Origin of the sequence: Amycolatopsis roodepoortensis (assembly GCF_024628825.1) — a bacterium.
GTDB classification, from domain to species: domain Bacteria; phylum Actinomycetota; class Actinomycetes; order Mycobacteriales; family Pseudonocardiaceae; genus Amycolatopsis; species Amycolatopsis roodepoortensis.
Map to the genome: position 1 here is coordinate 9,260,584 of NZ_CP102415.1, position 24,522 is coordinate 9,285,105.

General features: G+C 68.6%; 18 protein-coding genes. 14 read left to right on the forward strand and 4 right to left on the reverse strand.

Annotation, left to right across the window (positions count from 1 at the left end; all coding sequences use genetic code 11):
- Positions 1-176 precede the first annotated feature (176 nt).
- Genes NQK81_RS44195 through NQK81_RS44210 form a run of 4 tightly spaced genes read left to right on the forward strand, consistent with a single transcriptional unit; the run spans position 177 to position 6,718 of the window.
- Positions 177-1,916: a thiamine pyrophosphate-binding protein gene (locus tag NQK81_RS44195; protein ID WP_257486265.1), complete on the forward strand. Its 1,740-nt coding sequence runs from the start codon at positions 177-179 to the stop codon at positions 1,914-1,916.
- A gap of 16 nt (positions 1,917-1,932) precedes the next feature.
- The gene (gene frc, locus NQK81_RS44200; protein ID WP_257486266.1) at positions 1,933-3,162 is read left to right on the forward strand and encodes a formyl-CoA transferase; all 1,230 of its coding nucleotides are present in this window, start codon (positions 1,933-1,935) and stop codon (positions 3,160-3,162) included.
- Between the two features lie 10 nt (positions 3,163-3,172).
- Positions 3,173-5,302, forward strand: coding sequence for an acetate--CoA ligase family protein (locus NQK81_RS44205; protein ID WP_257486267.1), 2,130 nt, complete (start codon positions 3,173-3,175; stop codon positions 5,300-5,302).
- A 33-nt stretch (positions 5,303-5,335) separates the two neighbouring features.
- Positions 5,336-6,718 carry an OFA family MFS transporter gene (locus tag NQK81_RS44210; RefSeq protein WP_257486268.1) on the forward strand — a complete coding sequence of 461 codons (1,383 nt, stop codon included), beginning with the start codon at positions 5,336-5,338 and terminating at the stop codon, positions 6,716-6,718.
- On the opposite strand, the gene NQK81_RS44215 is transcribed toward NQK81_RS44210, so the two are convergent.
- Positions 6,715-7,443: a GntR family transcriptional regulator gene (locus NQK81_RS44215; RefSeq protein WP_192742080.1), complete on the reverse strand. Its 729-nt coding sequence runs from the start codon at positions 7,441-7,443 to the stop codon at positions 6,715-6,717. The two genes, NQK81_RS44210 and NQK81_RS44215, sit on opposite strands and share 4 nt — an antisense overlap.
- A 407-nt stretch (positions 7,444-7,850) precedes the next feature.
- Here NQK81_RS44215 and NQK81_RS44220 point away from each other — a divergent pair, with 407 nt between their 5' ends.
- From NQK81_RS44220 to gcl, 7 genes are all read left to right on the forward strand, one after another.
- Entirely contained in the window at positions 7,851-8,843 is a 993-nt protein-coding gene (locus NQK81_RS44220; protein WP_257486269.1) for a 2-dehydropantoate 2-reductase, read from the forward strand.
- Between the two features lie 14 nt (positions 8,844-8,857).
- Positions 8,858-10,777 (forward strand): molybdopterin oxidoreductase family protein, encoded by a 1,920-nt coding sequence (locus NQK81_RS44225; RefSeq protein WP_257486270.1) that lies wholly within the window; start codon positions 8,858-8,860, stop codon positions 10,775-10,777.
- Positions 10,778-10,787: 10 nt separating this feature from the next.
- Entirely contained in the window at positions 10,788-12,524 is a 1,737-nt protein-coding gene (locus tag NQK81_RS44230; protein WP_257486271.1) for an NADH-ubiquinone oxidoreductase-F iron-sulfur binding region domain-containing protein, read from the forward strand.
- Positions 12,521-13,444, forward strand: a complete 924-nt coding sequence (locus NQK81_RS44235; RefSeq protein WP_257486272.1) for a 2Fe-2S iron-sulfur cluster-binding protein — start codon at positions 12,521-12,523, stop codon at positions 13,442-13,444. The genes NQK81_RS44230 and NQK81_RS44235 overlap by 4 nt, the downstream gene beginning before the upstream one ends.
- 335 nt (positions 13,445-13,779) lie before the next feature.
- Positions 13,780-14,607, forward strand: coding sequence for a hydroxypyruvate isomerase family protein (locus NQK81_RS44240; protein ID WP_257486273.1), 828 nt, complete (start codon positions 13,780-13,782; stop codon positions 14,605-14,607).
- Positions 14,604-15,491, forward strand: coding sequence for a 2-hydroxy-3-oxopropionate reductase (locus NQK81_RS44245; protein WP_257486274.1), 888 nt, complete (start codon positions 14,604-14,606; stop codon positions 15,489-15,491). Before NQK81_RS44240 ends, NQK81_RS44245 begins: the two co-directional genes overlap by 4 nt.
- Before the next feature lie 21 nt (positions 15,492-15,512).
- Positions 15,513-17,189 carry a glyoxylate carboligase gene (gcl, locus tag NQK81_RS44250; RefSeq protein WP_443092904.1) on the forward strand — a complete coding sequence of 559 codons (1,677 nt, stop codon included), beginning with the start codon at positions 15,513-15,515 and terminating at the stop codon, positions 17,187-17,189.
- A 44-nt stretch (positions 17,190-17,233) separates the two neighbouring features.
- Here gcl and NQK81_RS44255 read toward each other — a convergent pair whose 3' ends face one another.
- Both NQK81_RS44255 and NQK81_RS44260 read right to left on the reverse strand, forming a co-directional pair.
- Positions 17,234-17,662 (reverse strand): pyridoxamine 5'-phosphate oxidase family protein, encoded by a 429-nt coding sequence (locus tag NQK81_RS44255; RefSeq protein ID WP_257486276.1) that lies wholly within the window; start codon positions 17,660-17,662, stop codon positions 17,234-17,236.
- A 128-nt stretch (positions 17,663-17,790) separates the two neighbouring features.
- Complete coding sequence (locus NQK81_RS44260; protein WP_257486277.1) at positions 17,791-18,984, reverse strand: lytic transglycosylase domain-containing protein; 1,194 nt, start codon at positions 18,982-18,984, stop codon at positions 17,791-17,793.
- A gap of 251 nt (positions 18,985-19,235) precedes the next feature.
- Between NQK81_RS44260 and NQK81_RS44265 the strand changes: the two genes are divergently transcribed.
- The 3 genes from NQK81_RS44265 (at position 19,236) to NQK81_RS44275 (ending at position 23,555) form a co-directional block, all read left to right on the forward strand.
- Positions 19,236-19,814: an ArsR/SmtB family transcription factor gene (locus tag NQK81_RS44265; protein ID WP_126737323.1), complete on the forward strand. Its 579-nt coding sequence runs from the start codon at positions 19,236-19,238 to the stop codon at positions 19,812-19,814.
- 97 nt (positions 19,815-19,911) lie between these two features.
- A complete protein-coding gene (locus NQK81_RS44270) occupies positions 19,912-22,233 on the forward strand; it encodes a penicillin acylase family protein (RefSeq protein ID WP_257486278.1) in 2,322 nt (773 codons plus the stop codon).
- A complete protein-coding gene (locus NQK81_RS44275) occupies positions 22,230-23,555 on the forward strand; it encodes an alpha/beta hydrolase family protein (RefSeq protein WP_257486279.1) in 1,326 nt (441 codons plus the stop codon). Before NQK81_RS44270 ends, NQK81_RS44275 begins: the two co-directional genes overlap by 4 nt.
- 106 nt (positions 23,556-23,661) lie before the next feature.
- Here NQK81_RS44275 and NQK81_RS44280 read toward each other — a convergent pair whose 3' ends face one another.
- Positions 23,662-24,462 carry a carbon-nitrogen hydrolase family protein gene (locus tag NQK81_RS44280; RefSeq protein ID WP_034307677.1) on the reverse strand — a complete coding sequence of 267 codons (801 nt, stop codon included), beginning with the start codon at positions 24,460-24,462 and terminating at the stop codon, positions 23,662-23,664.
- Positions 24,463-24,522: the final 60 nt, after the last annotated feature.

The following is a 24,522-nucleotide window of genomic DNA, read 5'->3' on the forward strand; positions in this document are numbered from 1 at the left end:
GCTAGCGGCCCTGGACACCGGAGCGTTCGAAGAGTAACTATATGCCTACCTCATACGGTATGCAATCTACAGTCTGCCGCTGCCAGCGGCTTCGGCCAGGGCCGGCGGACGGAGCAGAACCGGAAACGAGCGCACGGATCAGAGAGGTCCGGCGTGCGAGATGGAGGAGTTGAACGATGTCGCCAACGACCGGCACCGCTGCGCGGGACACCGCGACGAAGGCCACCACCAACGGTTCCGAACCCGCCCCGGAGCTGATCTCCGGCGGCCACTTGGTGGCCAAGGCGCTCAAGGCGGAGGGTGTCGACACGATCTTCACGTTGTGCGGCGGCCATATCATCGACATCTACGACGGCTGCGTCGACGAGGGCATCGAGGTCATCGACGTCCGGCACGAGCAGGTCGCGGCGCACGCGGCCGACGGCTACGCGCGGATCACCGGCCGCCCCGGTTGCGCCGTCGTCACCGCGGGGCCGGGAACGACGGACGCCGTCACCGGTGTCGCGAACGCCCTCCGCGCGGAGAGCCCGATGCTGCTCATCGGCGGGCAGGGTGCGTTGACCCAGCACAAGATGGGCTCACTGCAGGATCTGCCGCACGTCGACATGATGGCGCCGATCACCAAGTTCTCCGCGACCGTCCCGCACACCGCGCGGGTGGCGGACCTGGTCTCGATGGCCTTCCGCGAGTGCTACCACGGTGCGCCCGGACCGTCCTTTTTGGAGATTCCCCGCGACGTCCTCGACGCAAAGGTGCCGGTGGAGAAGGCGAGGATCCCCGCCGAAGGCCGGTACCGCGCGTCCACCCGCAACGCCGGCGACCCGGCCGACATCGAGAAACTCGCCGATCTCCTCGTCCATTCGAGGAAGCCGGCCATCCTGCTCGGCAGCCAGGTGTGGACGACCCGCGCCACCGGACCGGCGACCGAGCTGGTGCGCGGGCTGAACATCCCGGCCTACATGAACGGTGCCGGGCGCGGCACGCTGCCGCCCGGCGACCCGCACCACTTCCAGCTCTCGCGCCGGTACGCGTTCGACAACGCCGACGTGATCGTCATCGTCGGCACCCCGTTCGACTTCCGGATGGGCTACGGCAAACGGCTCTCGCCGGACGCGACCGTCGTGCAGATCGATCTCGACTACCGGACCGTGGGGAAGAACCGGGACGTCGACCTCGGCATCGTCGGCGACGCGGGTCAGGTGCTCGCCGCGGTCGCGGAGGCGGCCACCGGCCGGGTCGACAACGGTGCCGTGGCGCGCAAGGCCTGGCTCGAGGAACTCCAGGACGTCGAGACGAAGGCGAAGCAGAAGCGCTTGCCGTTCCAGCATTCCGACGCGAGCCCGATCCACCCGTACCGGCTGGTGCACGAGATCAACGAGTTCCTCACCGAGGACTCGCTCTACATCGGCGACGGCGGAGACATCGTGACCTTCTCCGGGCAGGTCGTCCAGCCGAAGGCGCCGGGGCACTGGATGGACCCCGGCCCGCTCGGGACCCTCGGGGTGGGGATCCCGTTCGTCCTCGCCGCGAAGCACGCACGTCCGGAGAAGGAGGTCGTCGCGCTCTTCGGTGACGGCGCGTTCAGCCTGACCGGCTGGGACTTCGAGACCCTGGTGCGGTTCAACCTGCCGTTCGTCGGGATCGTCGGCAACAACTCCTCGATGAACCAGATCCGCTACGGCCAGGCGGCGAAGTACGGTCTCGGCCGGGAACGCGTCGGCAACACGCTCGGCGACGTCCCCTACGACGAGTTCGCCCGCATGCTCGGCGGGCACGGCGAGGCGGTACGCGACCCCGCGGACATCGGGCCCGCTTTGCTGCGCGCCCGCGAGTCCGGAAAGCCGTCCCTGATCAACGTTTGGATCGACCCGGACGTCTACGCGCCCGGAACCATGAACCAGACCATGTACAAGTAGCCGGGAGGGATCACCGATGGGAAAGGCACTCGGCGGCGTCCGTGTCCTCGACATGACGCATGTCCAATCAGGACCCTCGTCCACGCAGATCCTGGCCTGGCTCGGCGCGGACGTGATCAAACTGGAGACACCCGGCCGCGGCGACATCACCCGCGGCCAGCTCCGGGACCTCCCCGGGGTGGACAGTCTCTACTTCACGATGCTCAACGCCAACAAGCGCAGCATCACCTTGAACATGAAGAGCGAGCAGGGAAAGCAGGTCTTCGAGCGGCTCGTGTCCAGTGTGGACGTGCTGGTCGAGAACTTCGGCCCCGGAGTGGTCGATCGCTTCGGTTACCCCTGGGACCGGCTCGCGGAGCTGAACCCGCGGCTGATCTACGCCTCCATCAAGGGGTTCGGCCCCGGACGGTACGCGGATTTCAAGGCCTACGAGGTCATCGCGCAGGCGATGGGCGGTGCGATGAGCACCACCGGTTTCGAGGACGGCCCGCCCACCGCGACCGGCGCGCAGATCGGTGATTCGGGCACCGGGATCCACCTGGTCGCCGCGATCCTGGCCGCGCTGTACCAGCGGACGAACACCGGCCGGGGGCAGCGGGTCCAGGTCGCGATGCAGGACGCCGTGCTGAACCTGTGCCGCGTCAAACTCCGTGACCAGCAACGGCTGGCGCACGGTCCACTCGGCGAGTACCCGAACGACGTCTTCGGCGACGAGGTCCCACGTTCGGGCAACGCGTCCGGCGGCGGGCAACCGGGCTGGGCGGTGAAATGCGCGCCGGGTGGGCCGAACGACTACATCTACGTGATCATCCAGCCGGTCGGCTGGGCGCCGATCACCCGGCTGATCGGGAAACCCGAACTCGCCGAGGACCCGGACTGGGCCACCCCCGAAGCGCGACTGTCCAAACTGGACAAGGCGTTCGGGATGATCGAGGAATGGACCGAGAAGCACACCAAGTGGGAGGTGATGGAGGCGCTCAACGCCCACAACATCCCCTGCGGCCCGATCCTGTCCACCAAGGAGCTCGCCGAGGACACGACCCTGGCCGAACTGGGCTCGGTCGTCGAGGTCGAGCACCCGGAACGAGGTGCCTTCAAGACGGTGGGCTGCCCGTTGAAGCTGTCGGATTCGCCGGTCGAGGTCGAACGCTCGCCCCTGCTCGGTGAGCACAACGCCGAGGTCTTCGGCGAACTCGGCTACGGCGAGGACGACCTGGACCGGCTGCGCGCGGCCGGCGTGATCTGAGGAGGACTTCATGGCAGACAAAGAGATCGTCGAGAAGATCCTCGAGAAGGTCGCCGCCGAGGGACGGGCGTCGCTCACCGCGCCGGAAGGCCGTCAGGTGTGCGAGGCGTACGGCATCCCGACCCCGGCGGAACGGCTTGCCACCACCGCGGATGAGGCCGTCGCGCAGGCGGAGGAGATCGGCCTCCCGGTGGTGCTGAAGATCGTCTCGCCGGACATCCTGCACAAGACCGAGGCCGGCGGCGTGCTGGTCGGCCTGGCGACGGCGGACGCGGTGGCGGACGGTTTCCGGGCCGTCGTCGCCAACGCCGAAGCGTACGACGCCGACGCCGAGATCACCGGCGTCCAGGTGCAGCGGATGCTCAGCGGCGGGCAAGAGGTGATCATCGGCGCCGCCACGGATCCGACCTTCGGCAAGATCGTCGCCTTCGGGCTCGGCGGGATACTGGTCGAGGTGCTCAAGGACGTCACGTTCCGGCTCGCCCCACTCGACCGTGACCAGGCGTTCTCGATGATCGACGGCATCGCGGCCGCCGAGATCCTGCGCGGCGTCCGCGGTGCGGAGCCGGTGAGCAGGGACGCGCTGGCCGACGTGCTCACCCGTGTGGGTGCCCTGGTCACCGACTTCCCGCAACTGGCCGAGGTCGACCTCAACCCGGTGCTGGCCACCCCCGGCGGCGCCACCGCCGTCGACGTCCGGATCCTGGTGGACCCCGAAGCGGCGCGGGAGCCCGTGCGGTTCAGCCAGGAGGAGATCCTGGCGTCGATGACCCGGATCATGAAACCGGCGTCGATCGCCGTCATCGGCGCGTCGGCCGAGGCGGGCAAGATCGGCAACTCGGTGATGAGGAACCTGGTCGACGGCGGGTTCGCGGGCGGGATCCACCCCATCAACCCCAAGGCCACCGAGATCCTCGACCGCAAGGCCTACGCGAGCATCTCCGAGGTGCCGGGCGACGTCGACGTCGCGGTGTTCGCCATTCCCGCCAAGTTCGTGCCCGCCGCGCTGGAGGAAGCGGGCCGGAAGGGGGTGGCCGGGGCGATCCTCATCCCGTCCGGCTTCGGCGAGACGGGCAACATCGAACTGCAGGACCAGGTCGTCGCGATCGCGCGGGAGCACGGCGTCCGGATCCTCGGCCCCAACATCTACGGCTACTACTACACGCCCGAGAATCTGTCGGCCACGTTCTGCACGCCGTACGACGTCAAGGGCGGGGTCGCGCTTTCCTCGCAGAGCGGCGGCATCGGGATGGCGATCCTCGGGTTCAGCCGGTCGGCGAAAATGGGTGTCTCCTCGATCGTCGGCGTCGGCAACAAGGCCGATATCGACGAGGACGATCTGCTCACATTCTTCGAGCAGGATGAAAACACCGACCTGATCGCGATGCATCTCGAAGATCTCAAAGACGGACGGGCGTTCGCGGAAACGGCGAAACGGGTTTCGGTGCGGAAACCGGTCGTCGTGCTCAAAGCGGGCCGGACCTCCCAAGGCGCGAAAGCGGCGGGCTCGCACACCGGTGCGCTCGCCGGCGACGACAAGGTCTACGACGACATCCTGCGCCAGAGCGGCGTCATCCGGGCGCCCGGGCTCAACGATCTGCTCGAATACGCGCGCGGGATCCCGCTTCTCCCGACGCCCAAGGGCGAGAACGTCGTCATCATCACCGGCGCGGGCGGCTCCGGAGTCCTGCTTTCCGACGCGTGTGTGGACAACGGGCTGAACCTGATGGAGATCCCGCCCGATCTCGACGCGTCGTTCCGGGAATTCATCCCGCCGTTCGGCGCGGCGGGCAATCCGGTGGACATAACCGGCGGCGAACCACCTGCCACCTACCGGAACACGATCGCGCTCGGTTTGGCGGACGAGCGAATCCACGCCTTGATCCTCGGCTATTGGCATACTATCGTCACCCCGCCGATGATCTTCGCGGAACTCGTTTCGGAAGTCGTATCCGAATATCGCGCGAAAGGGATCCACAAGCCCGTCGTCGCCTCGCTGGCAGGCGATGTCGAGGTCGAACAGGCCAGCGGTTTCCTGTACGAGCACGGCGTCGTGGCCTATCCGTACACGACGGAGAAACCCGTGGCCGTGCTCGGCGCGAAGTATCGCTGGGCCCGTTCAGCGGGACTGCTCGGCTGACTTTCCGGATCAACCCGACCAAGGAGAATGACAATGACGTCATCGACCGCGGCACAACCACCCGGAGCGTACAACGAAGTAGTCGATTCGAACGGCCGGATCTATCGCGTCGGTGAAACCGATCGAGACATCATGGGCCGTCCACGATGGACGATGGTGATCCTGCCCTGGATCGCCATGATGGCCATCAGTTCCTCGGAATACGCGTTCACGTCGGCGGAGGAGACGCTGGCGGGCGCGCACGGCTGGCACGGGGCGACCATCTTCTGGTTGCTCGGGGTCTGGGTGTTCTTCCAGGCGATCGTCGCGTTCCCCGCAGGGAAGATGCGGGAGAACGGGACGTTACCAGCCAAAGCGGCGATGCTGCTGGGCGCGACAGGCACCCTTTTGTCCTATCTGGCCCTCGCGTACGCGCCCAGTGAGTTCTGGGCGTATCTGGGCTTCGGCTTCTTCGGCGGCGGCGGGGCCGGCCTGGTCTACGCGACCTGCGTGAACATGGTGGGGAAGTGGTACCCCGAGCGCAGGGGCGGGAAGACCGGGTTCGTCAACGGCGGATTCGCCTACGGCTCGGTGCCCTTCATCTTCATCTTCACGTCCTATATGGATCTTTCCAACTTTTCGGGCGTCCTGCTCGTGGTCGGCCTCTTCCTGGCGGCGACCGTCGCGGTCAGCGGCTTCTTCTTCAAGGACCCGCCGAAGAACTGGTGGCCGTCGCATGTGGACCCGCTGAAGGTTTCCGACGACCCGCGGGTCCGCCGGTCGCTGCTGAAGAACCCGCCGGCGGTCCGGCAGTACACGCCGAAGGAGGCACTCCGGACCGGGATGCTGCCGCTGATGTGGTTCTGCCTGCTGTGCACGGCCGGGGTGAACATCTTCGGCATCGCGATGCAGGTCCCGTTCGGCAACGAGATGGGCTTCGCGGGCGGCATCGTCGCGCTCGCGATGAGCCTGAAGGCGATCATCAACGGCACCGGCCGCGGCGTGATCGGCTGGATCTCCGACCGCTACGGGCGGCGGCAGACGTTGTTCATGGTCTGCGTGGTGCTGGGCCTCGCGCAGTTCGCCGTGTACCTGTCGGGCTCGATCGGCAGCATGCCGCTGTTCCTGCTCGCGTCGATGATCTCCGGTTTCGGCGGCGGCGCGATCTTCCCGCTGTTCGCGGCGATGACGGCGGACTTCTACGGCGAGAACAACAACGCCAGCAACTACGGCCTCGTGTACAGCTCGAAGCTGATCTCGGGCCTGGTCGGCTCCGGTGTCGGGGCGATGGTCGTGGTGGCTTGGGGCTACGGCGGCGCGTTCTTCCTCGCCGGTGCGACGAGTCTGTTCGCGGCCGCGCTCAGCCTCCTGCTGCGCCAGCCGGGGCGTTCGCGCACGCGTACCCCGCGTCGTGAGCAGGAGCTGAACCCGGCTTAGTCCTCCTTCGGACGTTCGTGGAAGGCCTGCCGGGTGCGCTCGGTGTGCTGGTTCATGATCTTTTCGGCGGCGACGGCGTCCCCGGCGGCGATGGCCTTGATCAGTTCCTCGTGTTCCTGCCAGGCGTCGTGGCTGCGGGGACGGGCGATCGGCGTGTAGTACCAGCGGACCCGGCGATCGACCATGCCGATCATCTCGGCGAGGACCGTGTTGCCGGACAGCTCGGTGATGAACGCGTGGAGCGCGGCGTTGGCCGCGACGAGGCCTTCGGTGTCGTCGGCGGCCAACGCCTCCAGCCCGGTCTTCTGCAGTTCCCACAAACGTTCGACGTCCTCCTCGCCGGCCCGGTCGGCGGCGAGCCGGGCGGAGTGCGCCTCCAGCACGGTGCGCACGCTGAGCAGCTGGTCGGCCTCCTCGTCGGTGGGCATGTGCACGAAGGCGCCCTGCGCGGGGCGGAGGTCGACCCAGCCTTCGCTCTGCAGCCGCTGCAACGCTTCGCGGACCGGCTGCCTGCTGACGCCCAGGTACTCGGCGAGGTCCGCCTCGACCAGGTGCTGGCCGGGTTCGAGCGTCCGGTTGATGATCAGCTCCGCGAGCGCGTCGTAGACGACCTGGCGCAGGGGAGCGGGCCGCTCGACGCGTTTGGCCGTCGCCGGGTTGAGCGTGCCCTTCGTCCTGCGGCCGGTGGGACCGCGGTCGGGAAGGGGTGAAACGGGCTGGCTCACAGGACCTCCGGAAGACTCGTCCGGTTCAGGATACAGGTTTTGGTATGCAAAATCCCGACAATCCCCGCTTAGTTCCGCATTTCGTCCTCTGAATGCGGGGTAGCAAGGCGCGACTCCGGTGCTTGGGCGCGGAACTCGCGTGACTAGAGGCGTAACTCGCGTGATTGAAGGCGTAACTCGCCGGGTCTCGATCGCTCGGCGAGTTACGGCTTCACGCACGCGAGTTACGGGCTGAACCACGCGAGTTACGCCTCCAATCACGCGAGTTACGGGTTGGAGCACGCGAGGTGCCGGTGCGAGCACGCGTACGTGGGCGCATTTAGAGGACGAAATGCGGGAGGTCTAGCGCGGAGACCATCTACAGGATACTGTATGCAATCTGGTCTTCGGGTGAGCAGGAGGCACGTATGAAGGTCGCTGTTCTGGGTGCGGGGGCGATCGGCGCGTACGCCGGGGCCGCGCTGCACCGAGGTGGGGCGGAGGTCCACCTCATCGCGAGACGGGCGCACGGCGACGCGATGCGCGCGCACGGAGTGCGGGTGCTCAGCCCGCGCGGGAACTTCACCGCCCGGCCCCACGTCACCGACGATCCCGCGGAAGTCGGTCCGGTCGACTTCGTCTTCCTCGGCCTGAAAGCGAACTCGTACGCCTCGTGCGGACCACTGATCGCGCCGTTGCTGGGCGAGGACACCGCGATCGTGGCCGCGCAGAACGGGATCCCGTGGTGGTATTTCCACGGTCTCACCGGACATCCGCTGGAGAACCGGCGCATCGAGACGGTCGACCCCGGCGGCGCGGTCAGCGATGTCCTCGAACTACGCCGCGCGATCGGCTGCGTCGTCTACTGCTCGACGGTGATCGAGGAGCCCGGCGTGATCCGGCATCTCGAAGGGACCCGGTTCGCTTTGGGTGAGCCCAAAGGCGGCGTTTCGTCCCGGTGCGCGGCACTCGCCGACGCGATGATCGCGGGCGGCCTGAAGGCGCCGGTCGAACTCGACCTGCGCGACGAGATCTGGGTCAAGCTCATGGGCAACGTCGCCTTCAACCCGCTCAGCGCGCTGACCAGGGCGACCATGGTCCAGATCTGCGAGCACCCGGAGACCAGGGAGCTCGTCGCCGCGATGATGAACGAGACCCTCGCGATCGCCCGCGCCGCCGGCTCCGACCCGAAGGTGTCGGTCGAGAAACGTATCGACGGCGCCTGGCGGGTCGGCCACCACAAGACGTCGATGCTGCAGGACCTCGAAGCGGGCAAGCCGCTGGAGATCGACGCGATCATCGGCGCCGTCGTCGAACTCTCGGAGCTGACCGGCGTGCCCGCACCGGCGCTGCGGCACGTCCACGCGGCGATCGGCCTGCTCGACCAGACCGTGAACGCCGTTCCCGTCGGAGCGCATTGAATCGGAGGGACCCGATGAAGCGCAGGAACACCGAACCGTACGTCCGCCTCACCCAGCCGCTGGTCCGCGACTCGGGCGAGCTGCGCCCGGCGAGCTGGGAGGAGGCGCTGGAGCGCGCCGCCGCCGGGTTCCGGCGCACGCTCGAAACCAAGGGGCCCGAGGCCTTCGGCATGTTCTCCTGTGCCAGGGCGACCAACGAGATGAACTACGTGGCGCAGAAGTTCACGCGCGCGGTGATCGGCACGAACAACGTCGACTCGTGCAACCGCACCTGTCACGCGCCGAGTGTCGCCGGGCTGGCGCGGGTGTTCGACAGCGGCGGCGGGACGTCGTCGTACCAGGAGATCGAGGACGCCGACGTCATCGTCGTCTGGGGCGGCAATCCGCGCGAGGCGCATCCGATCTTCTTCCAGCACGTGCTCAAGGCCGTCCACCGCGGCGCCGAACTGTTCGTCATCGACCCGCGCCGGACCAGCACCGCGAGCTGGGCGCACCGGCAGCTCCAGCTGCACGTCGGCACGGACATCCCGCTGGCGCACGCGGTCGCCCGCGAGATCATCCACTCCGGACTGGCCAACACCGCCTTCATCGAACGTGCCACCGAGGGGTTCGCCGAGTTCGCCGCCTCGGTCGAACCCTGGACACTCGAGGCCGCCGAGGAGGTCACCGGCGTCCCGGCCGAGCTGATCCGCGAACTCGCGCACACCTACGCCCGCGCGGACCGCGGGCAGCTGTCGTGGACGCTGGGGATCACCGAACACCACAACGGCACGGACAACGTGCTGTCCCTGATCAATCTCGCGCTGCTGGCCGGACACGTCGGCCGGTACGGCGCCGGGCTGAACCCGTTGCGCGGGCAGAACAACGTCCAGGGCGGCGGGGACATGGGCGCGATCCCGGACCGGCTGCCCGGATTCCAGAACATCCTCGACGCGGACGTCAGGGCGAAGTTCGACGCGGCGTGGGGCTCCGCCATCCCGCCGCACAAGGGCCTCAACCTCACCCAGATGCTCGACGCGATGGAGCGCGGGGAGCTGACCTGCGTCTACATCATCGGGGAGAACCCGGTGCAGTCGGAGGCGGACTGCGAGCACACGATCAAACGTCTGTCCAATGTGGAGCATCTGGTGGTGCAGGACATCTTCCTCACCAAGACCGCGCGGCTGGCCGACGTCGTGCTGCCGGCTTCGGCGGCCTGGTGCGAATCCGACGGCACCTTCACCAACAGCGAACGCCGGGTCCAGCGCGTCCGCAAGGCGCTCGAACCGCCGGAGGGCGCTCGCGACGACATCCAGCTGCTGTGTGAACTGGCCCGGCGCCTGGGCCACGACTGGAATTACGTGGGTGGCGAGGACGTCTGGAACGAGCTCCGGACGCTGTCACCGATGCACGCGGGCATGAGCTACGCGCGGTTGGAGGAGCTCGGCGGCATCCAATGGCCGTGCTTCCGCGAGGACGAACTCGAGCCGACCTTCCTGCACGGCCGCCTCTGGGAGGAGGATCCGGTGAAACGCGGCCGCCCGGCGCCGTTCACCGTGATCGCGCACAGCCCGCCGGTGGATCTGCTCACCGACGACTTCCCGATCCGGCTGACCACCGGCAGGCGGCTGGATTCCTACAACACCGGTGTCCAGTCCGGCGGGTTCCCCTCGCCACTGCGTCGCGGGGAGACACTCGACCTGTGCCGGGCCGATGCCGCCGCACTCGGCGTCGTCGAGGACGAGGTCGTGCGGATCTCCTCCCGTCGTGGCGAGATCGAGGCGCCGGTCCGGATCGACGAGGGACTGCGCCCCGGGCTGGCGTTCATGACCTTCCACTTCCCGGACGAGATCGACGTCAACGTCATCACCATCGAGGCGACCTGCCCGGTCGCGGGCACGGCCGAGTACAAGGCCGCCGCGATCCGGGTCGAGAAGCTGTCCGCCACCGTGTGAGGAGTCCGGAATGGACCTGCGCTTCCTGAACGCCGAACCGACGGACATCGAGCGGGCCGCGGTCGACGCGCTCGGCGCGGGAGGCCGCGATCAGCTGCTTCCCGCGTTGCACGCCGTGAACGACAGGATCGGCTGGGTCAGCCAGGGAGCGCTGAACCACATCTGCCGACGGCTGAACGTCCCTCCGGCCGAGGCGTACGGTGTGGCGAGCTTCTACGCGTTGTTCTCGCTCAAGGAGCGGCCACCGCGTGTTCTCCACGTTTGCACGGACCTGGCGTGCCGGGTCAACGGTGCGGAGGCGCTGACCGGAGCCGCCGACGCGGCGGGGCACGAGTGGCATCGCAGTCCGTGCCTGGGTGTCTGCGAACGAGCCCCCGCCGCGCTGGACTTCGAGGCGGGCGACCCCGCTGAGTACCGAGTCCTCGCTCCGGCCACGCCGGGCGACTTCGCCCGTAGAACGTCCAAAAGGGACGAACCGCCGGTATCGGTGCCCCAGCAAGGCGAGCCGGGGCTACGCCTGTTGCGTCGCGTCGGCGTCGTCGACCCGGAGAGCCTCGACGCCTACCGGGCTTCCGGTGGATACGCGGCGCTGAGGAACGCATTGCTGCTCGGACCGGCCGGGGTCATCCGCGAGGTGACCGACTCGGGGCTGATGGGCCGCGGCGGGGCGGCGTTCCCGACCGGCCGGAAATGGGACGCCACCGCCAGGCAACCGGTGCGAACGCGGTACCTCGTCTGCAACGCCGACGAAAGCGAACCGGGCACGTTCAAGGATCGGGTGCTGATCGAGGGGGACCCGTTCGCGCTCGTCGAGGCGATGACGATCGCCGCTTTCGCCATCGGGGCGCAGAAGGGCTACGTCTATCTTCGCGGCGAGTATCCACGCGCGCTGAGGGTGCTGCGCAACGCCATCGACATCGCCCGCGAACGACGGTTCCTGGGCGAGGACATCATGGGGCGTCGAGGTTTCTCGTTCGACATCGAGATCAGGCGGGGTGCGGGCGCCTACATCTGCGGCGAGGAAACGGCGATCTTCAACTCAATCGAAGGCTTCCGTGGTGAGCCGAGGACCAAACCGCCGTTCCCGGTGGAGAAGGGGCTGTTCGGCAAGCCGACGGTGGTGAACAACGTCGAGACCCTGGTCAACGTTCCGCTCATCCTCACCGAGGGCGGCGAGGCCTACCGCCGTATCGGGACCGAACGCTCGTCCGGACCGAAACTGTTCTGCCTGTCCGGCAACGTCCGGCGCCCCGGCGTGTACGAGGTGCCGTTCGGGACGACGCTGGGTGAACTGATCGACCTGGGCGGGGGAGTGCCGGCGGGCCGCGAATTGCGGGCGATCCTGCTCGGCGGCGCAGCGGGTGGTTTCGTGCGCCCGGACGAAACCACCCTGCCGTTGACCATGGAGGACGCCCGCGCGGCGGGCACCACCCTCGGTTCGGGTGTCGTGCTGATGCTGGACGATCAGGCCGACCTCGGCGGGTTCCTGCTGCGGATCGCGGCGTTCTTCCGGGACGAGTCGTGCGGGCAGTGTGTGCCGTGCCGGATCGGGACCGTGCGGCAGGAGGAGGCGCTGCACCGGATCGTCGGCGGACGCAAGCCCGGTACGGGTGGGGACGACCTCGTGGTGCTGCGTGAGGTCGGGCAGGTGATGCGTGATTCGTCCATCTGCGGGCTGGGCCAGACCGCATGGAACGCCATCGAGTCGGCGATCGACCGCCTTGGCGCACTGGAGGAGCAGCCGTGACCATTGTCGAGATAGGACTCCCGCGTCGGCTCGTCGAGTTCACTGTGGACGGTGCGTCCGTCCGGGTTCCGGAGGGCTCCACGATCCTCGACGCGTGTACCGCGGCGGGCAAGGAAATCCCGACACTCTGCTACGGCGACACCCTCGAACCGGCCAACGCCTGCCGCGTCTGCATGGTGGAGGTCGAAGGTTCGCGCACGCTCGTGCCGTCGTGCTCCCGTAAGGCGGAACCGGGCATGGTGGTGCGGACCGAGACCGATCGGACGCGGCTCAGCCGCAAGGTGGTGCTCGAACTCCTCGGCTCGGCGACGGATCTGTCCACCACTCCCGGCGTCGCGGACTGGATGGCCGAAAGCGGTGCGGCACCCGAACGTTTCGGGCCGCCCGCGCCGCCGGCGGAAGACCGGGACGAGCGCCGCCCGGGAGAGCACGAGATCCCGGACGGGATGACGGCGGCGACGGTACGCCAGCCGGTCAAAGTGGACAATGAGCTGTACGTCCGCGACTACGGGAAATGCATCCAGTGCTACAAGTGCGTCGACGCGTGCGGTGAGCAGTGGCAGAACACCTTCGCCATCACCATGGCGGGACGGGGTTTCGACGCGCGGATCTCGACGGAGTTCGCGAACCCGCTGCCGGACAGCGCGTGTGTCTACTGTGGAAACTGCATCGAAGTCTGCCCGACCGGTGCGCTGAGCTTCAAACGTGAGCACGACAAGCGCGAGGACGGGACCTGGGACGAGTCGCGGCAGACCGCGACGACCACCGTCTGCACGTTCTGCGGCGTGGGGTGCAATCTCACCCTGCACGTCCAGGACAACGAGATCGTCAAGGTCACCTCACCGCACGAGAGTTCGGTGACCCACGGGAACCTCTGCATCAAGGGCCGCTTCGGCTGGCAGCACGTCCAGAACCGCTGAGGTCGTGAGCGGCGCCAGGTGGCGTGCCGCGAAAGCCACTTTCGCAACGTTGAAGGTTGCGAAAGTGGCTTTCGCAACGCGTCGCTGGGGCAGGGTGCGGGCCGATCGTGACATGCCCCGCGGCGGCGGCGCGCGTGCCGCGAAAGCCACTTTCGCGACCTCTGATGTCCCGAAAGTGGCTTTCGGGACATCAGCGCCAGGCGCCCGACCGCCTACCCGAACGCGACACGCGCGCGTCTTCACCCCGGCACAAGCCCGTTGACCGAGGACAGGTCAGCGGGCTATTCTCGATATACGAAAGAAAGTTTCCGCATAGCGAAATAACTGAGGTTTTGATGGCTGATCTTGCCGGTTCGCGCCACACGCTGCCCTACGTGCTGAACCTGTCGCTGGTCTTCACCGAGTTGCCGCTGCTCGACCGTACGGAGGCGGCGCGCGCGGCGGGCTTCACCGCGGTCGAGTACTGGTGGCCGTTCGAGACGCCGGTGCCGGACGCCGCCGAGGTCGACGCCTTCGTGGCGTCGGTCGAGCGGGCGGGCGTCGCGGTGACCGGGCTGAACTTCTTCCCCGGTGACATGGCGGGCGGCGATCGCGGCCTGGTCACCTGGCCCGGTCGTGAGGACGAGTTCGCCCGCGGCATCGCCTCGGCGATCGACCTGGGCGAGCGGCTGGGCTGCCGCCGGTTCAACGCGCTCTACGGCAACCGGATCGACGGCGCGGATCCGGCCGCGCAGGACAAGCTCGGCCTCTCGAATCTGGCGCTCGCGTCGGACGCGGCCGCGCGCATCGGCGCGGAGATCGTCCTGGAGCCGTTGTCGGGGGCGGAGAAGTACCCGCTCAAGACCGCGGACGACGTACTGAAGGTGCTCGACGAACTCGGGCGGGACAACGTGAAGCTGCTGGCCGACCTGTACCACCTGGCGGTCAACGGTGACGACCTCGACACGGTCACCACCGTCCACACCGGACGGATCGGCCACGTACAGATCGCCGATGCCCCAGGGCGCCACCAGCCGGGGACCGGAACGCTGGACATCGAGGGATACCTGGAAAAGCTGCAGACGGCGGGCTACCGCGGGCAGGTCGGCGTGGAGTACAAACCCGACGGGCCGAGCGCGGAGTCGCTGTCGTGGCTGCCTTTCGAACGAAGGGGACTGGCATGACCAAGCTGGGATTCATCGGCCTGGGGATCATGGGCGGGCCGATGGCGGGACATCTCGTCGCCGCCGGCCACGAGGTGAGCGGATTCGACACGAACGCCGAAGCGCTCGCGAGGCTGGAAGCCGCGGGCGGCCGGGCCGCGAACGGGGTGACGGACGCCGTGGCGGACGCGGAGGTCGTCATCACCATGCTGCCGAACCACCCGCAGGTCGAGGCCGTCGTGCTCGCGGCGGGCGGGGTGCTGGAGTCGGCGAAACCGGGCACCCTGCTGATCGACATGAGTACCATCCGGCCGGAGACCTCCATCGAGGTGGCCGAGCGGGCGGCCGAACGGGAGATCCGGGTGCTGGACGCGCCCGTTTCCGGTGGCCAGGCCGGAGCCGAGCAGGCTTCACTGTCCATTATGGTCGGTGGCGACGGCGAGGACTTCGCCGCGGCGCTCCCGATCCTGGAATCGGTCGGCAAGACGATCGTCCACGTCGGACCGCACGGCGCAGGCCAGGTCGTCAAGGCCGCGAACCAGCTGGTGGTCGGCGGAACCTACGCGCTGATCGCCGAGGCCATCGTGCTGCTCGAAGCCTCCGGCGTGGACGCCGGTGTCGGGCTGGACGTCCTCGCGGGCGGCCTCGCGGGCAGCCGGATCCTCGAACTGAAGCGGAAGTCCATGGTGGCGCGGGAGTTCGCGCCGGGCTTCCGGATCGATCTGCACCACAAGGACATGGGCATCGCGCTCGCCGCCGCCAGGCAGGCGGATGTCGCGCTACCGCTCACCGGGCTGGTCGCCCAGCTCGTCGCCGCCGGACGGGCGATGGGCCACGGCTCGCTCGATCACTCCGCACTGCTGAAGGTCGTCGAAACGCTGTCCGGCGCGGAAAACAAGGAGTGACGCATGCCAAGAATCCCCGCCATGCAGGCCGTCGTCGACGTCCTGGTCAGTGAGGGCGTCGACACCGCGTTCGGCTGCCCCGGCGCCGCGATCCTCCCGCTGTACCACGCGATGCAGGACAGCGGGATCGAGCACCTGATCGTGCGCCACGAAGAGGGCGCGACCCATATGGCCGACGGCTGGGCGAGGACCACCGGCAACGTCGGCGTCGCGATCGGTACCTCCGGGCCCGCCGGGACGAACATGATCACCGGTCTCTACACCGCCCAGGCCGACTCGATCCCGATCCTGTGCATCACCGGGCAGGCCGATTCGCGGAAGCTGCACACCGAGGCGTTCCAGGCCGTCGACATCGTCGAGATCGCCAAACCGGTGACGAAATGGGCCGTGCAGGTCAAGGAGGCGGCCCAGCTGCCGTGGGTGTTCCGTGAGGCGTTCCGGATCGCGCGGTCCGGCCGCCCGGGGCCGGTGCTGATCGACCTGCCGATCGACGTCCAGCGGCAGGAGATCGAGTGGGACTCCAGTATCGACTCGCCGTTGCCGGTCACGAAGGCGACGCCGTCGCCCGCCAGGGTCGAGCGAGCGCTGGACCTGCTGCTCGCCGCCGAACGACCGCTGATCCTCGCCGGTGGCGGCGTGGTGCTCGGCGACGCGAGCGACCGGCTGCGCACCGCGGCCGAACTGCTCGGTGTCCCGGTCGGCGTGACGTTGATGGGCAAGGGGACCTTCCCCGAGGACCACGAACTGTTCGCCGGCATGGCGGGGATCCAGACCTCGCAGCGCTGGGCGAACGCGGCGTTCCTCGAAGCGGATCTGGTGCTGGCGCTGGGCGCGCGGTTCGGCGACCGGCACACCGGTGACCTCGACGTCTACCGCGGGAACCGGAAGTTCATCCACGTCGACATCGAGCCGACGCAACTGGGCAAGGTGTTCGGGCCGGATCTCGGCATCGTCTCGGACACGGGCGCCTTCCTGGACGCGCTGATCGAGGCGGCGTCGAAGCGTTCCCCGGCGCGGGATCGGGCGTGGCCGCGGCGGATCGGCGAGCTCAAGGAGAGCCTGCCGCGACGTGAGGACTTCGAGGACACGCCGATCAAGGCGCCCCGGGTCTTCAAGGAGATCAACGAGTTCTACGGCGAGGACGCCTACTTCGTCACCGCGATCGGGCTGTATCAGATCTGGTCCGGGCAGTTCCAGCGCGCGCACAAGCCGCGGCACTATCAGGTGTGCGGCCAGGCCGGACCGCTCGGCTGGGAGATCCCGGCGGCGATCGGGGTCAAGAAGGCGAAACCGGAGGCCGAGGTCGTCGGCGTCGTCGGGGACTACTCGTTCCAGTTCCTGGTCGAGGAGCTGGCGGTCGCCGCGCAGTACGACGTCGGGTTCGTGCTGATCATGCTGAACAACGAGTACCTCGGGCTCATCCGGCAGGCCGAGACCGGCTACGAGATGAACTTCGAGGTCGACATCCACTACGACAAGATCGGCACGGACAACGTGAAGGTCATGGAGGCCTACGGCTGCTCCGGCACCCGCGTCACCGAACCGGGCGAGATCCGGACGTCACTGGAGTGGGCGCGCAAGGAGGCCGAGCGGACGTCGCGGCCGGTGCTGGTGGAGATCATGATCGAACGCGAAGGGAACGCCGCGATGGGCAAGGCGCTCGACAGCGTCGTCGAGTTCGAACCGATCGCGGGCTGACGACGGTGTCCCGGCGGGCCTCCCGCCGGGACACCGTCATGCGGTCAGGCCTTGCTCTGGTCGTTGCTCAGCCATTTCTCCGGCCGGACGCGGACCAGCACGGAGTTTTCGCTGAGCGCGCCGTCGACGTACTTCGTGCCCTCTTCGCCGGGCAGGTAGCGGTGCGCGATCTTCAGCGCCTGCTCCCGGGTCGGGGGCGTGTCGTTCGCGATGACCGGACCCTCGGCCGTCACGTACTTGTAGGGGAAGTTCTCCGTCTGCGCGACCAGGCTGAGCCTGCCCGCCTTCTTGATCGCCTTGTCCTTGACCGAACCGCCGTCCATCCAGATCAGGAGTTCGCCGCCGGGCTCGTAGTCGTACCAGACCGGCACGGCCAGCGGGGCCCGGCCTTCCCGCTCCACGGCCAAGACCCCGATGTGGACCTCGCTCAGGAAGGCTTCCCGTTCTTCGGCGGTCATGACGAAAGACGACATCCGTGTCTCGCTTCTCTCGGTTGGTGAGCTACGAGAAGCGATAACGCGGCCGGTCCTCGGGGCATTCCGGGCGCTCGGCCTCGTGAGTGGTAAGGACGGTTGTAACCGTCCTTACCACTCACGAGGCGTTACGGGGTCGGGGAAGCGGTCGTGCTGGTCGGGCTCGTCTCACCGGTGTTCTCGGCCGGGGTCGAGGCCGGCGGCGCGGAAGACGTGCTGGACGGAGGAGGCGTCGTCGAGGGCGGAGGCGTGCTCGAAGGCGGTGTCGACGAGGGAGGCGTCGACGAAGGCGGGGTGCTGGTCGGCTTCGAGGGCGACGTGCTGCTCGGCGGTGTGGTGCTGCTCGGCGGGAGCGACGTGCCGGGCTGGGAGGTCGGCGGCGGCGTGGTCGTGCCGGGCGGGGGAGCGCCGGGCAGGGTCGGCACCGGGACCTCGCCGCCGGGCGTGCCGGCGGCGACGTCCGGCGAGTCGGGAGCGCCGACGGGCACCTGGCTGTCCGGCGTGGTCGCGACGCCGCCGCGGTAGGCGACCGCCCATCGGATCACGGTGTCCACATAGGACAGCGAGTGGTTGTAGCGGTACACGGCGACACGCTGCGTCTGCTCGGACGTCAGGTCGACGCCGCCGGAGCAGAGGTACCGGCCCGAGGCGAGCGTCGCGTCGTAGATGTTGTTCGGGTTGGACTCGCCGTCGCCGTTGCCGTCGGAGGCGTAGCCCTTCCACGTCGACGGGATGAACTGCGTCGGGCCGACGGCGCGATCCCACACCGTGTCGCCGTCGTACTTGCCGCCGTCGGTGTCGGAGATGGCGGCGAACGGCCCGGCGCCGTTGAGCTGCGGGCCGAGGATCGGTTCGAGGGTGTCGCCCTTCGCGTCGACGTAACCGCCGCGTGCGTGATTGGACTCGATGCGGCCGATACTCGCGATCAAAGCCCAGTCGATGTGGCAGCCGGGCAGTTCCTTCGCGAGGATGTCGGCCGCGTTCTTGTACGCCTTCATCATGCTGGCGGGGATGCCGAGCGCGCCCGACGGCGCGAACGCGCCGCCGACGTTGCCGCTGTGGCCGGGGACGGTCAGCGGGTCCGGCGTGGGCGGCTGGGGGAGGCTGCCGTCGACGGCGATCTCCGGGACCGTGCCCGCGGGCGGCTGCCAGGCCGCGGCCTGGTTCTGCGGTGCGGCCGGTTTCGGCGCGGCGACCGGGGCGTCAGGGCCCGCCGACGCGGTGACCGCGGGCAGGACGGCGAGCGCGCCACCGGCGAGCGCGAAGGCCGTCCGGTGCCGGGCGGACAACTTGTCCGTCTGTCGAGGGCGGTGCTTCGGCATGTTCTCTCCCGCTAGGTCGACTCCGGGCAAAACTATCCGATACAACCGAATTTCGGGGACGACGCAACGAAAAACCCGCGAACCTGTCGAGTTTTCGTCCGCCCGGCACAAGACCTTCGTAGTGAAGTTGTCAATTTCACGCTGAGTTCACCGAAACGTCAGCAGAATCCTCGACCGCTCCGCGGGGGGTGGTCTGAACCGCGTGCAAAGAAACCTTTGCACAATCTCCTTTGCACGGCTACCTTGGTGCCATGACCGGTCCGCCGCCGCCCGAAGAGATCGCCGACGCCGCCGTGCTCAAGGCGGTGATGCACCCGCTGCGCCGCCGGATCATGGAGGCGCTGGGCCGCGGACCCGCGACGGCGACGAAGCTGGCCAAAGAACTGGGGGAGAGTTCGGGCGCGACCAGCTACCACCTGCGGGAACTGGCGAAGTACGACTTCGTCGACGAGGCACCGGAGCTCGCGCACGGCAAGGAGCGCTGGTGGCGCGCCCGGCCACGCGACATCCGCTGGCCCCGGCACAGCGAGCAGAACGACGAGATGCGCGCCGTGTTCGACGAGGCGCAGCGCGCCGCGTTCACCGAAGACCTCGAACAGCTGGCGCGTTTCCTCGAGCGGCGCGGTGAGCTGGGCGAATGGGGTGACGCGCTGGTGTTCTCCCGCGGCTCGGTCTATCTGAACCTCGAAGAGCTGAAGGAGTTCTTCGACGAGTACCTGGACCTGTTGCGCCGCTACTGGCGGCCGGAACCCGGGCCGGACGCGCGGAAGGTGCTCGTGCGCTGGACGGCGTTCCCGGACGCCGACGGGGAGGTGAGGGAAGGGAAGTGAGAAACCGGTGGGAGAGCGGCCACTCGACCACCGGTAACGCGTCACCACGCCGGACGGCGTGTCTTCACGAACGACTCCACAGACAAGGGGGAGCAGCATGCTGCTCTGGAAGAGGATCGCGGCCGTCTGCGCCGCGGCGGGCCTGCTCGCGGCGGGGACCGCGACGGCCGCGCAACCGCCGGACGGGGTATCCCGGCCGGACGCCACCATCCGCTACACCGAATACGGCATCCCGCATATCGTCGCGAACGACTGGGCGGACCTGGGCTTCGGGCAGGGGTTCGCCGCGGCCAAGGACAACATCTGCGCGATCGCGGACGTCGCGGTCACGACGCGGGCCGAGCGTTCCCGCTGGCTGGGGCCCGACGCGCCGCCGACGAGCGGGGTGAGCCAGGCGAGCACGAACCTCGCGAGCGACCTGTACTTCCAAGGCCTGAACGACAGCGGGGTGATCGAGCGGCTCCTTTCGGCGCCCGCGCCGCGCGGGCCGTACCGGGAGGTCCGCGAACTGATCCGCGGGTACGTCGAGGGGGTCAACAAGTACCTGCGCACCGGTGAGATCACCGATCCGGCCTGCCGGGGCGCCGGCTGGCTGAAGCCGATCACCGAACTCGACGTCCACCGGCACGCCCACGCGGTCGGCATGATCTTCGGACAGGGCGGTGTCGCGGACTCGATCACCGCGTCACTGCCGGGTGCCCCGCCGTCGGGCGGCGGTACCGAACAGATGCTCGGGGAGACCGGGATCGGCAGCAACGCGATCGCGATCGGTTCGGCCGCGTCGGCGAACGGACGTGGTGTCTCGCTGGCCAACCCGCACCTGCCGTGGCAGCTGAGCGGGACCAGGCTGTGGCAGTCGCAGATGACGCTGCCCGGCAAGCTGAACGTCAGTGGCGCCGGTATCCCCGGTATTCCGCTCATGTGGCTGGGACACAACGAAACCGCCGCCTGGAGCGGGACCGCGACCGACACCACGCGTACGTACACGCTGTTCGAGCTGAAGCTCGTGCCCGGTTCGCCGACGACGTATCTGGTCGACGGGAAGCCCGAGCGGATGCGCCGCCACGACGTGAGTGTCCTGTCGCGCAAGGCGGACGGCACTCTGGAACGGATCGTGCGTCCACAGTGGACTACTCGGTACGGGCCGGTGACGACCAGGCTCGGGCAGCGGGAACTGCCGTGGACGGCGTCGGCCGCGTACGCCATCGCGGACGCCAACGCCACGAACCTCGGGATGACGAACTCGATGTTCGCGATCGCCCGCGGCCGGACGGCGGGGGAGATGATCGGCGCGGTCCGCGAGACACAGGGGCTGCCGTGGATGAACATCCTCGCCACCGACGACCGCGGCCGGGTGGAGTTCAGCCAGATCCACGGGGTCCCGCACGTCACCGACGAGAAGGCGGCGCGCTGCAACACCCCGCTGGGTAAGGAACTGTTCGATGCCGACGGGGTCGCGGTGCTCGACGGCTCGAAGACTGCCTGCGCGTGGGGCCGGGATCGCGATGCGCTGAGGCCGGGCGTCTTCGGCCCGTCCAGCCTGCCGAGCCTGAGCCGCACCGACTACGTGGCGAACTCGAACGACAGCTACTGGCTGCCGAATCCCGCGGCGCCGAAGGCCGGTTTCCCCCGGATCGTGGGACCGGTCCGCTACGAACAGAACATGCGGACGCGGGGCGGCTTCGTCGAGATCGCCGATCAGCTGAAGAAGGGCGGCTTCACCGGGCAAGCGATGCGGGACCTGATGTTCTCGCACCGGGACCACGCCGCCGAACTCGTCCGGGCCGACGTCGTCGCGATGTGCCGCACGATGCCGGGAATGGAGGCCGCGTGCGCCGCGCTGGCGGCTTGGGACGGCCGTTCGGACGCGGACAGCCGGGGCGCGCTGCTGTTCGACCGGTTCTGGGCACTCGTCGATCGCATGGGGCCGTCGATCTGGAAGATCCCGTTCGACGCCAAGGATCCGGTCCACACGCCGAACACCCTCGACACGGGGAACGCGGCGATCCGCAAGGCGCTTTCCGATGCCGTCGCGGAGCTGCGAGCGGCGAAGATCCCGCTCGACGCGCCGTACGGCGACAACCACTACGTCGTCCGTGACGGCCGGAAGATCCCGCTGGGCGGCGGAACCGCCGGGCGTGGTGTCTACGACTCCCTGGGCGGCCCTTGGGATCCGGCCCATGGCTACACCGAGTTCACGCACGGCGGGACGTATCTGCACGTCGTGGCGTTCAACGGGACCGGCTGCCCGGACACGACGACGCTGATGACCTACTCGCAGTCCGCGAACCCGGAGTCCGCGCACCACAGCGACCAGACGGAGCTGTACTCGCGGAAGCGATGGGTCACCGAACGGTACTGCGAGAAGGACATCCTCTCGTCGCCGTCGCTGGAGGTCGTCCGGGTGAGCAGGCGATGATCGCCGCCTTGCTCGCGGCCGTCGTGGCGGTCTCGTCACCGCTGCCCGCCGCGGCTCCGGACGGCGAAGTCTCGTTCACCAGTCACGGGGTCACCTTGCGGGGAACTGTGGTCGCGCCGGCGGGCGGCGGTCCGGCTCCAGGCATCGTCATGGTGCACGGATCCGGCGAACACGACCGGGACGACTATCGCGCCGAGGCGGAATCCTTCGCCAAGGCGGGGATCGCGACCCTGATCTACGACAAGCGGACCGAGGGCTATTCGCTGTTCGAACGGGACTACTCGGTCTTGGCCGACGACGCTCTCGCCGCCGTCCAGGCGCTGCGTTCACATCCCGGAGTGGATCCGGCCCGGGTCGGCGTGTGGGGTTTGAGCGAGGGAGGCTGGGTCGCGCCGCTGGCGGCGTCGAAGTCGAAGGACGTCGGATTCGTGGTCACGGTCGGCGCCAACGGCGTTTCACCCGATCGTCAGCAGTCGTGGGCCTTCGAGACCTATCTGCGCCGCGGCGGGGTCACCGGTTCGATGGTGGACATGGTGTCGTCGACGAACATGCGCACCCTCGCGGGCGCGGGCGTGTTCCCCGAGGCCGGATACGACCCGGTCCCGGTGCTGGAGAAGGTGCGTCAGCCGGTGCTCGGCCTCTGGGGTGAACTGGATCGGCTCACCCCGCCCGGCGAGGCCGTCCGGATCTTCCGGGAGACGCTGGACCGGGCCGGAAACCGGCAGTACACGCTGAAGGTGTTCCCACAGGCCCAGCACGGGCTCCGGCGGACGACCGATGGTTTCGACAAGCTCGACGGGTTCGCTCCCGGCTACCTCGATCTCGTCGCGAACTGGGTGAACGGGGCGAAAGAAGGGCCGTCGGCCGACCCGCCGCCGGTCCAGGCGAGCCAGAGCTCCGCGCTGGCACCGCTCGCCTGGTACGAGGCGCCGTGGCTGCAGATCGGGGTCTGGGCGCTGGCGTTGCTGGCGTTCGCGGCCTACCCGGTGACGGCGTTGTTCCGCCGTCGTAAGGAGGTTCCGCTCGCCAGGCCCGCACGCTGGCTGGCGTCGGCCGGCCTGCTCGGGACGGTGGGATTCCTCGTCTACTACGTCGTGCTGACGACGGGGGCGGCGATGGCGCCGGGTCCGGTCCTTTTGGGACGGACGTTGCCGTGGCTCGCGCTGCAGCTGGTCGCGGCCGGAGTCGTCGCCGCCGCGGCGGCGACCGCGGTTTCGTGGTGGCGGAAGAAGGAACGCGGGGGAGTCCGGGTCGGCCTGCTGCTGGCAGGGACCGTGCTGTTCGTCCCGTGGGCCGTCCACTGGGGACTGCTGGTGCCGTGAAACGAGCCTGGGTGCCGGGCGGCCACCCGGCACCCAGGCGAACGGAAGCCGCGTCACCACGCCCGAGGGCGTGTCTTCACGAACGGACCTCCGGGTCAGAAGATACTCAGGACTTCGGGGTGACGGCGAACCGGCGCAGCTGCAGCGCCGGGTTCTTGGCGCGTACCTCGGAGATCCGCTCGGCGGAGACCTCGCCGGTCGCGGTGCCCGTCCGCTCGCCGAGCGAGGCGACGACGACGCCCATCGGGTCGACGATCATGCTGTGCCCCGAACCCGCCGGCGCGGCCTGCCCCGCCGCGACGAGGTAGATCGTGTTCTCGATCGCCCTGGCCCGGACCAGGGTGGTCCAGTGGTCCTCCTTGAGCGGGCCGGGCATCCACTCCGCGGGCAGCAGCACCGCATCCGCGCCCGCGTCGACCAGACGACGGGTGACCTCCGGGAACCTCAGGTCGTAGCAGGTCTGGAGACCGAAGGTGATCCCGTCGACCTCGAACGTCTCCGGCGCTTCGATGTCGCCGGGCCGGACCAGTTCCGATTCGCGGAAACCGAAGGCGTCGTACAGGTGCAGCTTGCGGTAGAGCGCGGCGATCGCGCCGTCGGGACCGGCCGCGACCAGCGTGTTCGAGATCCGCTCGCCGCCGGGGAGCGCTTCGTTGATGCCCGCGACGACGGTGATCTGCCGGTCCTTCGCGAGGCCGCGTAACTCCGTGACGAACGGCCCGTCGAGTTCTTCGGCCGAGGTCACGAATTCCCGGCTCATCGTCGGTACGGTGAACAGCGAGTACTCGGGCAGGGCGACCACCCGCGCACCGCGGTCGGCCGCTTCGCCGACGAGGGAGGCGACTCGGGCGAGGTTGGCCTCTTTATCGTTGCCGGGCGCGAACTGCGCCACCGCGACGTGCACCATGGGACCCCTTCCAATCAGTGGAACTCTTGTATACATGATGGATACTTGGCTGGTCCAGGT

What these genes read in the sequence shown, in the direction of transcription:
- NQK81_RS44270 (WP_257486278.1), top strand. Translation starts at nt 19,912, where the DNA reads ATGCTGCTCTGGAAGAGGATCGCGGCCGTCTGCGCCGCGGCGGGCCTG.
- NQK81_RS44205 (WP_257486267.1), top strand. Translation starts at nt 3,173, where the DNA reads ATGGCAGACAAAGAGATCGTCGAGAAGATCCTCGAGAAGGTCGCCGCC.
- NQK81_RS44245 (WP_257486274.1), top strand. Translation starts at nt 14,604, where the DNA reads ATGACCAAGCTGGGATTCATCGGCCTGGGGATCATGGGCGGGCCGATG.
- NQK81_RS44240 (WP_257486273.1), top strand. Translation starts at nt 13,780, where the DNA reads ATGGCTGATCTTGCCGGTTCGCGCCACACGCTGCCCTACGTGCTGAAC.
- NQK81_RS44260 (WP_257486277.1), bottom strand. Translation starts at nt 18,984, where the DNA reads ATGCCGAAGCACCGCCCTCGACAGACGGACAAGTTGTCCGCCCGGCAC.
- NQK81_RS44195 (WP_257486265.1), top strand. Translation starts at nt 177, where the DNA reads ATGTCGCCAACGACCGGCACCGCTGCGCGGGACACCGCGACGAAGGCC.
- NQK81_RS44275 (WP_257486279.1), top strand. Translation starts at nt 22,230, where the DNA reads ATGATCGCCGCCTTGCTCGCGGCCGTCGTGGCGGTCTCGTCACCGCTG.
- NQK81_RS44210 (WP_257486268.1), top strand. Translation starts at nt 5,336, where the DNA reads ATGACGTCATCGACCGCGGCACAACCACCCGGAGCGTACAACGAAGTA.
- NQK81_RS44265 (WP_126737323.1), top strand. Translation starts at nt 19,236, where the DNA reads ATGACCGGTCCGCCGCCGCCCGAAGAGATCGCCGACGCCGCCGTGCTC.
- gcl (WP_443092904.1), top strand. Translation starts at nt 15,513, where the DNA reads ATGCAGGCCGTCGTCGACGTCCTGGTCAGTGAGGGCGTCGACACCGCG.
- NQK81_RS44225 (WP_257486270.1), top strand. Translation starts at nt 8,858, where the DNA reads ATGAAGCGCAGGAACACCGAACCGTACGTCCGCCTCACCCAGCCGCTG.
- NQK81_RS44230 (WP_257486271.1), top strand. Translation starts at nt 10,788, where the DNA reads ATGGACCTGCGCTTCCTGAACGCCGAACCGACGGACATCGAGCGGGCC.
- NQK81_RS44220 (WP_257486269.1), top strand. Translation starts at nt 7,851, where the DNA reads ATGAAGGTCGCTGTTCTGGGTGCGGGGGCGATCGGCGCGTACGCCGGG.
- NQK81_RS44280 (WP_034307677.1), bottom strand. Translation starts at nt 24,462, where the DNA reads ATGGTGCACGTCGCGGTGGCGCAGTTCGCGCCCGGCAACGATAAAGAG.
- frc (WP_257486266.1), top strand. Translation starts at nt 1,933, where the DNA reads ATGGGAAAGGCACTCGGCGGCGTCCGTGTCCTCGACATGACGCATGTC.
- NQK81_RS44255 (WP_257486276.1), bottom strand. Translation starts at nt 17,662, where the DNA reads ATGTCGTCTTTCGTCATGACCGCCGAAGAACGGGAAGCCTTCCTGAGC.